9 protein-coding genes and 1 pseudogene are annotated in these 16,538 nt (G+C 33.3%); 4 read left to right on the forward strand and 6 right to left on the reverse strand.

Annotated elements, in window-relative coordinates:
• Positions 1 to 48: 48 nt before the first annotated feature.
• From CSW08_RS17690 to radC, 3 genes are all read right to left on the reverse strand, one after another.
• Positions 49 to 738 carry a YjjG family noncanonical pyrimidine nucleotidase gene (locus CSW08_RS17690; RefSeq protein ID WP_106661254.1) on the reverse strand — a complete coding sequence of 230 codons (690 nt, stop codon included), beginning with the start codon at positions 736 to 738 and terminating at the stop codon, positions 49 to 51.
• Complete coding sequence (locus tag CSW08_RS17695; RefSeq protein ID WP_106661255.1) at positions 728 to 2,029, reverse strand: polysaccharide deacetylase family protein; 1,302 nt, start codon at positions 2,027 to 2,029, stop codon at positions 728 to 730. The genes CSW08_RS17690 and CSW08_RS17695 overlap by 11 nt, the downstream gene beginning before the upstream one ends.
• An 83-nt stretch (positions 2,030 to 2,112) precedes the next feature.
• Positions 2,113 to 2,811: a RadC family protein gene (gene radC / locus CSW08_RS17700; protein WP_106661313.1), complete on the reverse strand. Its 699-nt coding sequence runs from the start codon at positions 2,809 to 2,811 to the stop codon at positions 2,113 to 2,115.
• A gap of 71 nt (positions 2,812 to 2,882) precedes the next feature.
• Here radC and CSW08_RS17705 point away from each other — a divergent pair.
• The 3 genes and pseudogenes from CSW08_RS17705 to CSW08_RS17715 all read left to right on the forward strand — a co-directional run bounded on the left by CSW08_RS17705 (position 2,883) and on the right by CSW08_RS17715 (position 5,680).
• Positions 2,883 to 3,769 (forward strand): annotated as a pseudogene (locus CSW08_RS17705) (dienelactone hydrolase family protein).
• Positions 3,770 to 3,823: 54 nt separating this feature from the next.
• A complete protein-coding gene (locus tag CSW08_RS17710) occupies positions 3,824 to 4,597 on the forward strand; it encodes an NIPSNAP family protein (protein WP_106661256.1) in 774 nt (257 codons plus the stop codon).
• Between the two features lie 18 nt (positions 4,598 to 4,615).
• The gene (locus CSW08_RS17715; RefSeq protein ID WP_106661257.1) at positions 4,616 to 5,680 is read left to right on the forward strand and encodes an alpha/beta hydrolase; all 1,065 of its coding nucleotides are present in this window, start codon (positions 4,616 to 4,618) and stop codon (positions 5,678 to 5,680) included.
• Positions 5,681 to 5,866: 186 nt separating this feature from the next.
• Here the strand turns inward: CSW08_RS17715 and CSW08_RS17720 are convergent, their stop codons facing one another.
• The 3 genes from CSW08_RS17720 to CSW08_RS17730 form a co-directional block, all read right to left on the reverse strand.
• Positions 5,867 to 7,255 carry a hypothetical protein gene (locus CSW08_RS17720; protein ID WP_106661258.1) on the reverse strand — a complete coding sequence of 463 codons (1,389 nt, stop codon included), beginning with the start codon at positions 7,253 to 7,255 and terminating at the stop codon, positions 5,867 to 5,869.
• A 162-nt stretch (positions 7,256 to 7,417) separates the two neighbouring features.
• Entirely contained in the window at positions 7,418 to 8,773 is a 1,356-nt protein-coding gene (locus tag CSW08_RS17725) for a UDP-N-acetylmuramate--L-alanine ligase (protein WP_106661259.1), read from the reverse strand.
• A 152-nt stretch (positions 8,774 to 8,925) separates the two neighbouring features.
• Complete coding sequence (locus CSW08_RS17730) at positions 8,926 to 9,882, reverse strand: tetratricopeptide repeat protein (RefSeq protein WP_106661260.1); 957 nt, start codon at positions 9,880 to 9,882, stop codon at positions 8,926 to 8,928.
• A gap of 229 nt (positions 9,883 to 10,111) precedes the next feature.
• Here CSW08_RS17730 and CSW08_RS17735 point away from each other — a divergent pair, with 229 nt between their 5' ends.
• Positions 10,112 to 16,498, forward strand: coding sequence for an alpha-2-macroglobulin family protein (locus tag CSW08_RS17735; RefSeq protein ID WP_203226924.1), 6,387 nt, complete (start codon positions 10,112 to 10,114; stop codon positions 16,496 to 16,498).
• The last annotated feature ends 40 nt before the right edge of the window (positions 16,499 to 16,538 follow it).

A 16,538-nucleotide genomic window follows, 5' to 3' on the forward strand; every position in this document is an offset into this window, starting at 1 on the left:
TGTATAGTATTTATGTTTTGCGAAATTAAAAATTTTATTAAGAATTGATTATAAATACTTTTTTATCTCTATTAAATTATTGATCTTCTTTATATTAGACTCCACAGGCTTTTGGAATTCATCAAAAAAAATAACATCCATCCCTATATTTAAAGCTCCTAAAATATCGGCTTCATAACCATCGCCAATCATAATACTATTTGCTATGTTTGTGTTTGCCTTTTCAATAGCATAATGAAAAATTTGCGGATTGGGTTTTTTCACACCAATATCTTCACCGTTGGTAATTGTTTTAAAGTAATGTAATATGTTAGACTTTGTTAATTTTTTAGATTGAACTTCTTCAAAACCATTGGATAAAATATGGAGATTATAGTTTTTATGCAAATATTCTAAAATGGTAATGGCATCGTCATATAAATAATTGTTATCTGTAAGATAGGTTATGTAATCTGTTGATAGTTTTTGAATAATCTCCTTTTCAACTGTATGATTTAATACTGAAAACGTATCGTTTAACCTTCCGAAGCGCAATACGTCTTTGTCTATTTTTTCATCTCTATAAAGTTTCCAGTATTGTAAATTAATGGCTTTATAATGAACCAAAAAATCATTCAAATTAATTTCTATCTGATTGATTTTAAATATTTTATCAAAAGTTAAAGCCGAATTTTTATCAAAATCCCATAGTGTATGATCCAAATCAAAAAACACATCGGTAATACCTTTAATCTTCATAGGCGGAATCTAAAATAATATTAAACAATTCCTTAAATCCTTTCCAAGTATCTATATCACTAAATGTATAATTATGAAATACAGGAACAAACTCGCCATTTACTTTTTTTATTTCAGAAATAATATCATTCAATACTATCTTTTTATCTAAAAGTGATTGGGTTTTTAAAAGAGAGTAGTCCATTAAATGGTATGAATACACTTTTAACGGTGTCTGTACCTCATAATCTAAATCGTAAAACAAAAAAGGCGTGCAAGATCCTGCCCTAAAACCAATGTGGTTTACATACCCCATGGTGTAATCTTCCTGTATTTCTAAATCTATAAGATTTCTATATGATTCTGGCAAATTGAGTTTTGAAAAAGATTGCCGGGTAGCAACTAGAGCTGTATTTATAATAGCTTCCATTTGCAGTTTTTCTTTCTTTAAAATGGAAATATCCTCAGTTGAAAAAAAGGATGTTTTCAAACCTACTTTACAATAATCTGCCACTTGTTTAATTAGTGAAACAAATTTCTTTTTATTAACGCTAATGCCTTTATCATAGGTGGAATAAGCACCAATTAAAAAAAAGAATAAAAATTTATGCTTGGTTTGTTTTTGTTTATTTATAATGTATTTAAATGTGTCAAATGGATCGTGCTTTAATCCGAAAAGCACCATAAACCTAGTGTACAGTCCCTTAAAATTAAACTGAAATACATCCTTAAAAATACCACCAACAGTTCGCATAATCCCTTTTAATCTATAAAGATATGCTGAGGGAACATCTATAATGGGCCTTATACTATATGCTTTAATGGGGAATTGAAATTTTGGGAAAAAATTCTGTAAAGCGTCCTTAAATTTATATGACCAAATGTCTACAATGGGTTGGTGCAAAAAACCATATTTATAGGCAACGCTCTCGGTTGCTAAAAACCGACCGTACTCGTCTTTCACATGTGGCAAATACTCTTCGTATCTGGATAATAAATAAAATGATGAAGCAAAAATATCAAATGGTAGCGCACCTTTTTCTCCATTAGAAAAAAAGCCCTTTGTTGAGCCCCAATTATGCACATGAAAATCTATATCCGATAAACCTTGTTCAAATAAAATATCGTGACTTTTTATAAAAAATTCAGTACCCAATGGTTGTTTGGTGTAGGACATTTTTAAACTTTCGTGTGCAATAAATTCTTCAATAGTTGTTGTAAAAGAAACATCTATACCAAGAACCCTTGTGCAAATATGTTTAAAAATATATTTTACTCGAGGTGTTATTTTATGTGTGTATACTAGTAGCATTAAATATTAAAATCTAAGTATCAAAAGTAATCAACTTATGTCTTAATAAGGCATTTGCATTTATTTTTGTTTCCGTAAATTACTTAAAGCAAGCTTTCATCAGCAAAACTAAAGTATGCTTTTTCGGTGATAATTAAATGGTCCAAAACCTTAATATCCAAACTATCAGATGCGGTTTTCAATTTATTTGTTATTTGTTTATCAGCTTCGCTAGGCTTTAATGTGCCAGATGGATGATTGTGCGCTAATATCAATCCTGTTGCGCCCACTTCCAAAGCGTTTTTAAGAACTAAACGCACATCAACCAAGGTACCAGTTATGCCTCCTTTGCTAAGTTGCTTTTTATGGATCACTTTGTTTGAGTTGTTTAAAAAAATAATCCAGAATTCTTCATGTTCTAATTCGCCAATAATGGGCTGCATCAACTCAAAAGCTGAATTGCTAGAGCTTATTTTTTTCTTTTCCAAAGCCTCCTCGCCTCTTCTTCGCCTTCCCAATTCTAAAGCCGCTACAATAGTTATGGCCTTAGCTTCCCCTATGCCTTTAAACTCCATTAATTGTGCGATCGATAATTTTCCTAGCTCACTTAAATTATTATTGACACTTGCGAATATACGTTTGCATAAAGCTACAGCACTTTCCTCCCTGTTACCAGAGCCTATTAAAATCGCCAACAACTCTGCATCACTTAATGTGGCTTTACCTTTGTAAAGTAGTTTTTCTCTTGGTTGATCGTCTTGGCTCCAATTCTTTATGGAAAACGAAGTTGGTTTTTCTTGCATAGGTATAAATATAAATATTGTATTTTTATAAAGAGCAATCGCAAACTGAAATTTTACAAATACTATTAAATATGCAACCATTAAAAAAAGAAGATATTAGTCAAGAGGTTTTTGACTTGTATGATGATTATGCCCATAATAAAATTGACCGTCGTCAATTTGTTGAAAAACTATCACTGTATGCCATTGGTGGTTTAACAGTAACTTCACTATTAAGCTTTATAACACCAAATTACCTTGATAATTTGATGGTAAAACCAGACGACCCCAACTTAGATTCCGGTTATATTACATATCAATCCCCTAAAGGAGGTGGCGCCATTAAAGGTCTTTTATCCAAACCTGATGCCACAAAAGGCAAATTGCCTGGCATTGTTGTAGTGCATGAAAATAGAGGATTAAACCCATACATAGAGGATGTTGGAAGACGTGCAGCTTTAGATGGTTTTATCTCTTTAGCTCCTGATGCCTTATCCCCTTTGGGAGGATACCCTGGTAATGATGACGAAGGAAGAACGATGCAAAGTAAACGCGATAGAAATGAGATGCTGGAGGATTTTATCGCTGCTTTTGATTATTTAAAAACCATGAAAACTGTGATGGTAATATTGGTGTGGTGGGCTTTTGTTTTGGTGGTTGGATTGCCAATATGATGGCAGTAAAAGTACCCACCCTTAAAGCGGCCGTACCTTTTTATGGTGGACAGCCAACAGCCGAAGAAGCAGCTCAAATTAAAGCACCATTATTGTTACAATATGCGGAGCTAGATACCAGAGTTAATGAAGGTTGGCGAGCGTATGAGAAAGTCCTAAAAGAAAATAACATTGAATATACCGTGCATTTTTACCCAAATGTAAACCACGGATTTCATAATAACTCAACGCCACGATTTGACAAAGAGGCTGCCAATTTGGCTTGGAGTAGAACGATTGCATTTTTTAAGGAGAAGCTCAAATAAATCTAAATATAATATTATATTCACCTCATATAATTAAACCAACTAAACCCAAATATGAAAAAAACAGCACTCCTTCTTTTTATTCCATTAATTCTATTAAGCAGTCAACTTTATGCACAACATAGGGACATTTATCAAATAAAAACCTATTTGATGAACACCGAGCAACAAATGGAAACTACCGAAAACTTTCTAAAAGATGCTTATTTGCCTGCTTTAAAAAGAATCGGAATAAAATCTGTCGGCGTTTTTAAACCCAAGACGATAGATTCTGATTCCATAAAGAAAGTGATGGTTTTAATTCCGTTTACATCATTGGAACAATTCGCAGGTTTGGATAACCAGTTATTAAAAGACAACCATTATTTAACCGCTGGAGCTAATTATTTAAACGCACCTTTTAATAAAAAGCCTTATTTACGTATAGAATCCACATTATTACAAGCGTTCTCTGAGCATCCTCATGTAACTCCAACACCGTTGACCGGTCCAAGAGATGAACGGGTTTACGAATTGAGAAGCTATGAGGCCTCTACAGAAGCTATTCTAAAAAACAAAATTGAGATGTTCAATAAAGGTGGTGAAATTAAACTATTTGACAGCCTTAACTTTAATGCCGTTTTTTATGGAGAAGTTATTTCTGGGGATAAAATGCCCAACCTTATGTATATGACGACATTCTCTAATCAAGCTAGTCGCGACGAACTATGGAAAGCATTCTTTTCCTCTCCAGAATGGAAAGTATTAAGTGCTAAGACCGAATACAAAAACAATGTTTCGAAAGCAGATATTATATTCTTTACTCCAACTGAATATTCAGATTACTAATAACAGCCTAAACTAATAATGAAAAAATTTGTAACCCTCCTGTTTTTAATTAGTGCTTTCACACTAAATGCACAACAATACCCAGAAGTAACCATTTCTGGTTCTCAAATAAGAAAACTAACGTCTAATATTGTTTCTGGGCAAGAATATGAACTACATATTGTGTTGCCTTCTAGTTATGAAAATAGCACCAAAAAATACCCTGTTATTTATTTAATGGATTCTCAATGGGATTTTTCCTTGGTAACCGCCATATATGGTGAACAATATTATGATGGTTTTGTTCCAGAAGCCATCATTGTAGGGGTTACTTGGGGTGGAGAAAATCCGAATCCAGACATGCTTCGAGCAAGAGATTACATACCAACCAACGCCATTGGTGGTGCCGATTTGTTTTTAGATTTTATGAAAACAGAATTATTCCCTTTTATTGAAAGTAATTACAAAGCTGATAACAATCGAATCCTAATGGGCTGTTCTTTGGGAGGGCTGCTAACTTTATACGCATTGTTCACACATACTGATATGTTTACGGGTTACCTCGCCGCAAGCCCTGCTTTGGGTGGGGATAATGGTATTTTAAGTGGTTTTGAAAAAGTGTTTTCCGAAAAACAATCTGCTAAACCTATTAGTGTTTATATGACCGTTGGCGATGTGGAAAGTGGTAAATCTAATTTTGAAGCATTTGCTAATAAGATGAAGAGCAGGCAGTATAAAAATGTTAGGTTACATTCTAAAGTATTAGAAAACACAGGTCATTCAGGAACAAAAAGTGAAACCTATTCAAGAGGTTTACAATATGTTTTTGAAAGAAACCAATTAAAATTAAGTGACGCTATTTTGAATAAATATGTTGGAACATATCAATTGGGTGACGGTAAAGCGGAAATAAAAAATGAAAATAATGAGTTGAAATTATATGCTCATGGTAATAGTATCCCGCTTTTAGCAAATTCAGAAACACATTTTTATGCAACATTCCAATTCTTTAATATTCATTTTAAGGAAGCTAATAATATCGTTGAAGGTCTTGATTTAATTACCTACGGAGGGTCACAAACCTTAAATAAAATTAAGGAATAGATTAATCATTCTTTAGTTAAAAAATAGATTCCTGCCTCCGGAGGAAATCGAAGATTCAACGAAGTCAATGACAAAACTATTCAATTAGGGTTTTTACCTCGTCAAAATTTAGTCCGCAATAATTTACAGAACTCATTTAAAAGAAAAACTTTATTTTAAAAGTTAGGTAAAAGTTCTTTAAGTGTTTTAATTGAGTTTTTCCAAAATAATCATTGGGTACTTTTCTACTAATTTATATTGCTCATCTCTATATAACTTATCATATTTCCATTCATAGTCTCTAAAAATGGTTTGTTCATGTTTCCTTAATTCACTAGCCGCCATAAAATGAGAAGCTAAAACAGTTATATAGTCTTGATAATTGGTGTCTGTTTCAAAAAAGTATAAAAAAAGTGTTTTTTTGCTAATGTGATTTTTAAAGTATCCTACTAACTTATTATTTGGAATAACTAATCCATTTATTTTAATTTGATCATTGAAAGAAATTTTTAAGGTATCAATAAATGAAATATTTTCCGGTTCAACTGGTGGTCTTGGAGGATAGGGAATCTCTAAATTAACTTTATAATCTAAGACAGATTTAGTGATTTTTTTACTTATCCCCTTGATTTCATATCTAGCAGATAATAAATCATCATTATGAACATTGTAAACAACTCTATTTATATTTAACATATATAATTCTGCCTCAAGCATTTTCACATATTTAAGATTTATATCCCTATCCGCAGAAATGCGTACTGTTAAAAATGACATTAATTCTTCTCTTAAAGATGCCCTTTCTTTTGAGACATAATTTACAAAATCATTAAAATTAATTTTTTTCTTATCATCAGTGAAAATCTCTAAATCGTTATTCTCACCCATTTTAAGCTTAAAACCTATTTCATAACTAAATTCTCTCCATTCATCATTGGAGAAATTTGAATATGGTAAATCTATTATTGGATTATACTTTAATGATAATTCATCTATAGCTTTATAATTAATAATGTTTAATCTACTTAAGCAAAACGTAAGTAATAGAAAAACTAGAAAATGAAGCAATTGAAACTTAAATCGATTCTTTTTAAAAACCATACTTAATGTTTTCCAGGACTCTAAATAGAGTACAACTAATAATAATAAAGAAAAAGGCATAAAGTATGGCAAAAAATCAAAATCCATACCGCACATTGAAAAAACTCCAAAAACCAAACCTATTTTAGCAAACCAATAAGAAAAATTGAAATTTAAAAAGATCTGTTCATTTAGTATTCTTCTTCTTTTAGGATTAACCCTCGATAATATATTTTGGGGTTTACTTATAATTAAATTAAGAGCTATTGAGTTTGCAAAAATCAGGGATAAACCTGCAAAAAACAGATTGTAAAAACTCCTATCTGATTCACTTAGAATATTTGGAAAAATACCAAATCCAAAAGACACTATTCTAAAGGACTCTCTCAAAACATAAAAAAAAGCATAAATGGTAAATGCTGAAGCTAAACCAATAGCAAGGCTTAAAACAAGACGCTCATTAGGAATACTCCTAAAATTTACTGAAGAATCATAAAAACGTCTTGTTAATTTCATTATATATTGCACTTAAAGTATGAGTATAAACCCATTATTAAAAGTTACAATCTAATGATAAAATAGATTTCTGCCTTACTCATTGATTCTTATTTTAGAATAGGTATTCGTGAATCTCCGATTTCACAGGAAATCGAAGATTCGACGAAGTCAATGACAAAACTATTCAAATAAAGTTTTTACCTCATCAAAATTGAGTCCGCCATAATTACCAGAACTCATTAATAACAAGGCTTTATTATTAAAATCTTGCGAGAATAAAAATTGTTTAAAATCGTCTGGATTGGTGTAAATAATTAAATCGTCACGTTCAAAAGCGTTGGCTATTTGTTCGTGGGTGACTTCCTTAAGCTTTTTAATTTCAACGGCATGGGGTGAATAAAACACCACCGCAACATCGGCAGCATCTAAAGCGCCTTTATATTCTTTCAAAAATTCGGCATTTAAACTGCTATAGGTATGCAATTCCAAACATGCCACCAGAATTCTATTATTGTATTGTTCTTTTACGGCTTTGGTAGTGGCTTCTACTTTACTAGGTGAGTGGGCAAAATCTTTATAAGCAACACTTGTTTTACTTTCGGCGATTTTTTCCAGACGTTTACTAGCTCCTTTAAAGGTGGCAATGGCTTCATAAAAATCATCTTCATCAATGCCCATATGCTGACAAATCCATTTGGCTCCAGCCAGATTATTCAAATTATGCTTTCCAAAAACCTCAATCGGCAAAGGGCCTTCTGGAGTTTCTAAAAGTGTTTGTCCGTTTTCCACGGTATAGTTCGGAGTTTTATATGGTAATTTCCGAATGGCATTCACACTAGCTTCGACAACACGCTTTACTTCTAGATCTTCTTCATTATAGGTTATACTGCCACCATTTACTATGGAATCTACAAAAATGCGAAACTGTTCCACATAATTATCATACGTTGGGAATACATTAATATGATCCCAAGCAATACCGCTCAACAAAGCTATATTGGGTTTGTACAAATGAAATTTTGGCCGTCTGTCAATTGGTGAACTTAAATATTCATCACCTTCTAGGACCATAAAATCGTTTTCTTCCGTTAGTTTCACCATCACATCAAACCCTTCCAATTGGGCGCCCACCATATAATCCACATCTTTATCATGATAATGCATCACGTGAAGAATCATAGATGTAATTGTGGTTTTACCATGGCTTCCGCCAATAACCACACGGGTTTTGTTTTTGGATTGTTCGTATAAAAATTCTGGATAGCTGTAAATTTTCAAACCTAATTCCTGAGCTTTTAACAACTCGAGGTTATCGGCCTTGGCGTGCATCCCTAAAACAATAGCATCTAAATTTGAATTGATTTTCTCTGGATACCAACCATAGGTTTCTGGTAACAACCCTTTTGCTTGTAATCTGGATTTTGAAGGTTCAAAAATCTCGTCGTCGCTTCCTGTAACTTGATATCCTTTATTGTGTAATGCTAAGGCTAAATTATGCATGGCTGAACCGCCAATAGCTATAAAATGTACGTTCATGTATCTATTTTGAATGACTCAAATATACTTTTTTTGCCATTAATACACGAATGTTTTTTTGTTGAAAACCAAGGAATTTTAGCTAAAAACTGAAGTGCGTTAGCGATTACTCATGCCCTCACGATAACTATCGACAAGAGAAACACCCTTTATTACATCTTCAAAATTTTCTGTTTCTCTTCGTTGAAGGGTTTCATTTTAGGATATTCAGAAATAGCTAAATCAATGTGTTTCAAAGCTTCTCTCTTATCCTTTTTAAGCAAATAAATTTGTGCCAAACGGTAGTATGCCCATGCTTTTGGAACACCATCATTAGGAGAATAGTTCTCAATATAGGTGATTAAACATTGTTCTCCTTTATGTAATTCAATATTATATTCCGCAGCCACCTTACCTATTTGATAGTGAAGTGCATTACGCTTGTGTTTACTTTTGGCTTCCTCTAGATTATTAAGAGCTTTTTCTGGTTGCTTTTGCTTTTCGTAGAACGTTGTTAATTTATCGTAACACCATAATGAGCCACCTTCCTTAATGGCCAATTTATAATATTTTTCAGCCAAATTTGGTTCATTATCAGTTTCATAAATATAGCCTTTTGCCAAATAGCCATCAACTTTAGATAAGTTATAAAGTTCATCAGCATACTTAAGTGCCTTGTCTTGACTACCTCCTATAAGTCCAGGTATTTGCATATAAAATTCCACCAACGCCCAACGAGTATTGGTATGTTTAGGGTCTAATTCAGCAGCTTTTAAAAAGGCTTCTCTAATATCGCTTACCATCCCTAATGCCTCAATCTTATTAACAGCCAAAGCTTTCATACCCATAGCACCACCGTATTTATATTGGTATTCGGCATTATTCTTTTTAAAATCTACAAGCTGTTTATAAACTGAAATCGCTTCATTCCACTTTTTTTGATAGCCATAAGAATCACCAAGCAATTCCTTCACCTGCATATCTTGCGGATTGACTTTAAGATAATTAAATGCGGCATACTCCGCTTCTATATATTGCTTCCTACTGAGAAGTTTTGCTATGCTATCTTTTGTCGTTTGGCTAAACGCTAGAGTCGGTAAAAATAAGAGTAGGTATAAATATTTTTTCATGGGCAAACATATTAATCAATCGTCGTTTAAATCTTTATAAGATAAATCTAATCATATTCATCAGTGCAATTTAAGGCTTTAATTTATTAAAAATTATTAATGAAATGATAAATTTGATTCAGCCACTTCACTGTTAAAATAGCTATCTTCACTCACCCAACAATAACTTTGCCACATTTATTGTTTTTTGGAATAACTTTTGAAAGTAACTTGTAGCAAAATTTGAAACATGAAGACATATACATCTATATTAATAATAATCCTTCTAGCTAATTTTTCACAAGCGCAAACACCAAATTATGTGAATTTGTGGAGCCAGGTTGAAAAATTTGAATTAGAAGGTCTACCAAAATCGGCTTTAAAAATCGTTGAGGATATAGAGAAACAAGCAACAAAAGACAACAACGAACCTCAACTTATAAAAACCATGCTTTATAAAAGCAAGTTTGCCTTGGTTTTAGAAGAAGATGCCCAATTAAAAATCATTACCGATTTTAAGAAACAAATTGAGCTTAGCGCATTCCCAACAAAAAACATATTACAAAATATGCTCGCTAATTTATATTGGCAATATTTTAATCAAAATAGATATCAATTTTATAATAGAACCAAAACAGAGGAAAAAGTAAATGCCGAGGACTTTAGAACTTGGGATTTACACACGCTTTTTAATAAAATACATCTACAATATCAAAGCTCGTTACATAACGGATTGATGCTTCAATTGGAGCCTTTAGCCCAATTTGATGCCATTTTAAATCTTCAAAAAGACTCCAAAATTTACCGACCAACGTTATTTGATTTTTTAAATCATGAAGCGTTGAGTTTTTATAAAACCAATGAAACCCATATTACCAAACCTGCATATAAATTTGAAATTGATAATCCACAGTATTTAGGTAATGTTTTATCGTTTTCTGGTTTAGAATTAAAATCCCAGGATTCCACGTCTTTACAGTTGCATGCTTTAAAAATTTATCAAGACATCATTCAATTTCATCTAAAAGACAAAGAGCCTTTCGCTTTGGCGGATGTGAATATAGAGCGTTTAAAATTCGTTAATGAAATTAGCATTTTTAACGATAAGGAATCTTTACTGTTACAAGCTTTAAAATTTGAATCAGACAAACTAAAAGAACACGAAGTTTCAGGATTATATGATTTTGAAATTGCTTCTATCTATTACCAGCAAAGTCAACAATATCAGCCAAAAATAAACGAAGATATCCGTTGGAAAGCAAAAGATGCCATAGCTATTTGCAATGCTGTGATTGAAAAATTTCCAAAAAGTAAAGCTGCTGAAAAATGCGCCATTTTAAAACAACAAATCGAACAACTAACATTAGAAATTACTACCGAGCATTTTTTACCAATTCAACAGCATGCCCGTTTATTGGTCAGTTATAAAAATTTAGATACGCTTCAATTTAAAATATTCGAATTAACACGCAACCAATTAGAACAATTCAATAAAGTTTACCAAAAAGAAGAGCAACTCGCTTTTATTAAAAAACTGGATGCTTTTAATCAATGGGAAAGCAAACTCCGAAACGAAAATGACTTTCAAAATCACTCTACTGAAATTGCTATCCCAAAACTCAACAACGGCACGTACCTAATTTTTGCTTCAACAAAAAAAGATGATGAAACATTTGCTTTTTCTACCATTCAAGTCACCAATTTAGCCTTGGTTGAAACTGAAACTGAAGACCATAAAATCTTTCAAATTATTGATAGAAATAACGGAAAACCTATTGTGAACGCTGAAGTAGAATTAAGTTTTACTGAAAACAATAACCGAAGCATTCAATATGAAAACCTGTCTACAAATAATTTGGGCGAAACCCACATTGAGAAAACCAAGGACCGTTACAGAGATGTGAACATAAAAGTGAAGTATGGCAACGATACCGCTTATTTCGGCAATTATTATGTAAGCCAATATTATAAAAGGGAAAAAGCGGAAACCAAATACAAAGCCTTTTTGTTTACAGACAGAAGCATTTACCGTCCTGGCCAAACCGTTTACTTTAAAGCTATTGCGATAAAAACTAATCCTAATAATTTCAAATCGGAAGTCGTAGCAAACGAACCTGTTTATGCCACGTTATACGATGTAAATGATGATGAAATTGGAGAACTTGAATTTAAAACCAATGAATTTGGCTCAGTTTCAGGCGAATTTATATTACCAAATTCTGGATTAAATGGAGAATATCACATAGAATTTGATGGTGATGAAGAAGATTTTTTCTCAGAACATTATTTCTCTGTTGAAGAATACAAACGTCCGAAATTCGAAACCAAATTTAACCCTGTTACCGAAACCTATAAAGTCAACGATTCCGTAAGCATTAAAGGAACAGCTTTGGCTTACGCCGGAAGCAATATTACCGATGCCAAAGTGGTGTACCGTGTACATAGAAAAGTGGAATATCCACGATGGTATTTTTGGTCACGCCCTTGGTTTAATAGTGAACCACAAGAAATCACCCATGGTGAAAGCATAACTAACGAAAAGGGTGAATTTGAAATTGTTTTTAAAGCCATCCCTGACCAAAGCGTTGAAAAAAGCAGTTTACCCATTTTCAATTATGAAATTACGGTGGATGTGACCGATTTAAATGGTGAAACTAGAAGTGCCACATCGATTGTTAATGTTGGATACCATGCTTTAGTGGCTACTATGACTATTGCTGATAAATTGGATAAAAACGATAAAGACCAAAAAATACACATCGATACTAAAAACCTTAATGGTGAATTTGTGCCTGCAACTGGAGTTATTAAAATATATAAATTACAAGCACCAAAGTCCGTTTTACGAATCAGACCTTGGGCGGCACCAGATTATCAAGATTTTTCAGAAGAGGCTTTTAAAAATCTATTTCCACATGATGCTTATAACAATGAACACGATTCAAGCAATTGGAAAAAAGGTGATTTAGTTTTTGAACAACCCTTTGATACCAAAACATCCAAAGAACTGCCTTTAGGAAACATTAAAAAATGGGAATCTGGGCAATACATCATCACTTTGGAAAGCAAAGACAAATTCGGACAAGTGGTTAAAGATGAAATAAAAACTATGTTGTTTAGTGATGATGATAAAACTATGGCCGATAATCAGCTATTTAGCGTTACCTCCAATAAGCCGACTTATAAAGTTGGAGAAACCGCTTTGGTTACGTTTGCTTCTGCTGCTGAGGATTTAAAAGTCACCGTATCCATTGAAAAAAACCAAAAGATCGTTCAAACTCAAATCATTCAATTAAATAATAACAAAAAGACCATTAGTATTCCTATTACCACAGACGATGTTGGTGGGTTTGCAATCAATTACAGTTTTGCGGCCTTTAATAGTTTTCAATCGGGTGCAGAAGGTATTATGGTTCCTTATCCAAAAACGGATTTGGATATTGAAACTACCACATTCCGTAACAAATTACAACCCGGAACCGATGAAACTTGGAGTTTTAAAATTAAAGGACCACAAGGTGATAAAGTATCTTCGGAATTATTAGCAAGCATGTACGATGCCTCTTTAGACCAGTTTAAACCTCATACTTGGGATTTTAATCCTATCAACAAACCCACATATTATTCAAACAATCGCAGGAATGCATACCAAAGTTTTGGAACAAAAAATTTCAGGGTTTATAATGAACCGAATCCAAATACTAACTATCCACAGCAATATTATGACCAATTAGATTGGTTTGGGTTTAGTTTTAATTTTAATAAATGGCAATATGACAATTATATTAAATCTTTAAGACTTAAAACCGAATCTAAATATGATGATTCTATAAAAAAGGGATTTGTTTCAGGAACTGTTTTTGATGAAAGCGGAAATCCATTGCCAGGTGTAACTATTTTAATAAAAGGAACTTCAACAGGAACTTCAACAGATTTTGATGGCAATTTTTCAATTCAAGCAAATACTAATGATAAATTAGAATTCAGCTACATAGGATATGTTTCTAAGGAAATTAATATTGCTAATAACAATAGTTTAATTATTTCTTTAGTTGAAGATGCCCAACATCTAGATGAAGTTGTAACTGTTGGTTATGCAACTATGAGAAAAAGTTCCCTAACAGGTGCTGTTTCTTCTGTAGTTTCAGAACAACTAAATGCTGAAGATGAGATGGACATGAAATTGAATGAAGAAATTAAAACTTCTGAAAAACCAATCCTCGACACCGTTCAAATTCGTAAAAACCTTCAAGAAACTGCGTTCTTTTTTCCGCAATTACAAACCGACAAAGACGGCAATGTCACTTTCAGTTTCACCACACCAGAAGCGTTAACCCAATGGAAACTGCAACTATTGGCTCATACCAAAACTTTAGAAAGTGCGACTAAAATCTTAACAACCGTTACGCAAAAAGAATTGATGGTGATCCCAAATGCACCTCGTTTTTTACGTCAAGGCGACCAAATAAGCATCAGTACAAAAATCGCCAATTTAACGGACAAACAACTTTCTGGTCAAGCTTTTTTAATGTTAACCGATGCTATAACAGGAAAAGACATAACCGCAAACTTACTCAGTCCTCCCCCCTCGGGGGAGTTAGAGGGGGCTTTTATTGTTAATGCCAAAGGCAACACCCAAGTCACCTGGAACCTAACAATCCCTGATGATATAGATGCCGTTCAATATAAAATCATGGCGCAATCTGGCGATTTTAGTGATGGAGAACAAAATGCGCTTCCTGTTTTAAGTAACCGCATGTTAGTTACCGAAACTCTACCTATGTGGATTCGCAGTAACGAAACTAGAACTTTTACTTTAGATAAGCTAAAAACAAATACCTCAACAAGCCTTAAAAACCATAAATTAACCTTGGAAATCACCTCCAATCCAGCGTGGTATGCGGTACAAGCCTTGCCTTATTTAATGGAATATCCGTATGATTGCAACGAGCAAACCTTCTCGCGTTATTATGCCAATGCCTTAGCGAGTCATATAGCGAATTCAAATCCAAGAATTCAGGAAGTGTTTAATCAATGGGCGTCTCAAGATGCGCTGATAAGCAATCTTGAAAAGAATGAAGAATTAAAATCTATTCTTATTCAAGAAACACCTTGGTTGCGTGATGCACAAAGTGAAACTGAACAGAAAAAACGCATTGCTTTATTATTTGATTTGAACAAAATGAATAACGAATTGCAATCGGCTATGCGTAAACTTGAAAACAATCAACTATCCAATGGAGCTTGGGCTTGGTTTAATGGCGGACGAGAAAACAGGTACATCACCCAACATATCATTACCGGTTTTGGACATTTGAATAAACTAGGTGTCACCCTGAGCCCTTCGACTTCGCTCAGGACAGGCTCCATCGAAGGGTCTTCTTCTGAATCAAAAATGCTTGAAAAAGCCATCAACTATTTAGACGATGAATTTGTAAAAGAATATAAAGACATTAGAAAATACGATGCTAAAGTCGATTTAAACAAAGATCATTTAAGTTACACACAATTGCATTATTTATATATGCGAAGCTTCTTTCCTGAGGTTAAAAAATCTAAAGAAGTGGAAGACATTACCAAATATTACCAAACGCAAATCCAAAAATATTGGTTGAGTCGTTCGTTGTATTCAAAAGGACTCATGGCATTGGTTTCTGAACGATTGAATGACAAATCAACGTCAGCTAAAATTTTAAAATCGTTGAAAGAAACCAGTATGAGCAATGAAGAATTAGGTATGTATTGGAAAGAAAACACCCCTTCTTGGCATTGGTACCAAGCGCCTATTGAAACGCAAGCGTTGATGATTGAAGCTTTTGCCGAAATTGATCCCGATAGCTATCGGGACAAAACCATTGATAATTTAAAAATATGGTTACTTAAAAACAAACAGACCAATCAATGGAAAACCACCAAAGCTACTACAGAAGCCGTGTATGCATTATTGCTACAAGGTAACGATTGGTTATCGGTGACTGATGCAGTTGATGTGGTTTTAGGCGGACAAAAAATAGAACCTTCTAAACTCGAAGATGTTAAAATAGAAGCTGGAACAGGCTATTATAAAACGTCATGGAGTTCTCAAGAAATTAAACCAAACATGGCCGACGTGACCCTGACCAAAAAAGGAGAAGGTATTGCTTGGGGCAGTTTATATTGGCAATATTTTGAGGATTTAGATAAGATAACTTCGGCAGAAACACCACTTAAATTGAAGAAAAAGCTATTCCTTAAAAAGAATACGGATACTGGTGAACAAATTTCGGAAATCACTCCCGATAGCTATCGGGATGGCACCAATCTAAAAGTCGGTGATTTAGTTAGGGTTCGCATAGAACTACAAAGCGATAGAGCCATGGAATTTATTCATATGAAAGACATGCGCGCAGCTGGATTGGAACCTGTAAATGTGATTTCCCAATACAAATGGCAAGATGGATTGGGGTATTATGAAAGCACGAAAGATGCGTCGACAAACTTCTTTTTCGATTATTTACCAAAAGGTGTTTTTATATTTGAATACGATTTAAGAATAAATAATGCGGGCAATATGAGCAATGGCATCACCACCATTCAAAGCATGTATGCTCCAGAATTTAGTAGTCATAGTGAAGGTGTACGTTTGTTAGTGGATTAAGTCGATTCGATAAAGTGAATCACATTTTAATATTAATTCA

This window comes from Confluentibacter flavum, from assembly GCF_002843175.1.
GTDB lineage: Bacteria > Bacteroidota > Bacteroidia > Flavobacteriales > Flavobacteriaceae > Confluentibacter > Confluentibacter flavum.